Raw genomic sequence first — 1,294 nt, 5'->3', positions numbered from 1 at the left:
CCATTGTCCCTGCGATCCACCATATTCCGCACTACCCGGGGTGTTTCGAAGCTGTGACAATCGCGTGGCATCCGTCACGGAGGGTGCCGGGGTGTGACATACAACGCCCCTCGGGCCCCGCGGCTACGCATACCAGCGCCGTCAAAGCTAGAGTGGCCATGAGTGCATTGGCTGCAGGGCGATCGCCCCGAAGGATTCCATTGCGCAGCCATGCGCTCACAAGACCTGCCCGGCGCATCCGACCGGGCTGTTTGAAACCGAGATGTCGCACACGACGCGTTCACGACGGGCAGTTACCCTGCCGGACTTGAGGCGCCGATGGATGCGCCTAAAGGAAGGTTGGACGTGGCTGCAGGAGAAGAGACCTCACACATCCTTAGTGGGTTGACTGCCCAGTTGCCTGATCGTGATCCGGAAGAGACCGCGGAGTGGATTGAGTCCCTTGATGCGTTGATCGCGGAGCAGGGTACGGAGCGGGCGCAGTTCATTATGCGTTCGTTGTTGCAGCGTGCTGGTGCCCGGAGCGTGGGTGTTCCGATGGTGACGACCACTGATTATGTGAACACGATCCCGGTGGACCAGGAAGCGCCGTTCCCGGGGAACGAGGAGTTCGAGCGCCGGTACCGGGCGTATATGCGGTGGAACGCGGCCGTGATGGTCCACCGGGCGCAGCGGTCCGATATTGGTGTGGGCGGGCATATTTCCACCTACGCCGGTGCGGCGACCTTGTACGAGGTCGGGTTCAACCATTTCTTCCGCGGCAAGGACCACCCTTCCGGCGGTGACCAGGTGTTCTTCCAGGGCCACGCGTCCCCGGGCATGTACGCCCGCGCGTTCATGGAAGGCCGGTTGTCGGAGGAGGATTTGGACGGGTTCCGGCAGGAGAAGTCCAAGGAAGGCCACGCCCTGTCCTCCTACCCGCACCCCAGGTTGATGCCGGGGTTCTGGGAGTTCCCGACCGTGTCGATGGGTATCGGCCCGATGAACGCGATCTACCAGGCCCAGTCCAACCGGTACCTCCAGAACCGCGGGATCAAGGACACCACGGACCAGCAGGTCTGGGCGTTCCTCGGTGACGGGGAAATGGACGAACCCGAATCCCGTGGTTTGTTGCAGCTCGCCGCGAACGAGAACCTGGACAACCTGAACTTCGTGATCAACTGCAACCTCCAGCGCCTGGACGGCCCGGTGCGCGGCAACGGCAAGATCATGCAGGAGTTGGAGGCGTTCTTCCGCGGCGCGGGCTGGAACGTGATCAAGGTGGTCTGGGGCCGGGAATGGGACACCCTCCTGG

1 pseudogene is annotated in these 1,294 nt (G+C 63.0%); it reads left to right on the top strand.

Annotated elements, in window-relative coordinates:
- Positions 1–318: 318 nt before the first annotated feature.
- Positions 319–1,294 (top strand): annotated as a pseudogene (locus ACFV20_RS36995) (pyruvate dehydrogenase (acetyl-transferring), homodimeric type); the annotation flags it as partial.

It is taken from the genome of Streptomyces sp. NPDC059696, from assembly GCF_042733745.1.
Taxonomy (GTDB): domain Bacteria; phylum Actinomycetota; class Actinomycetes; order Streptomycetales; family Streptomycetaceae; genus Streptomyces.
This window is presented reverse-complemented; position numbering and strand designations above follow the sequence as displayed.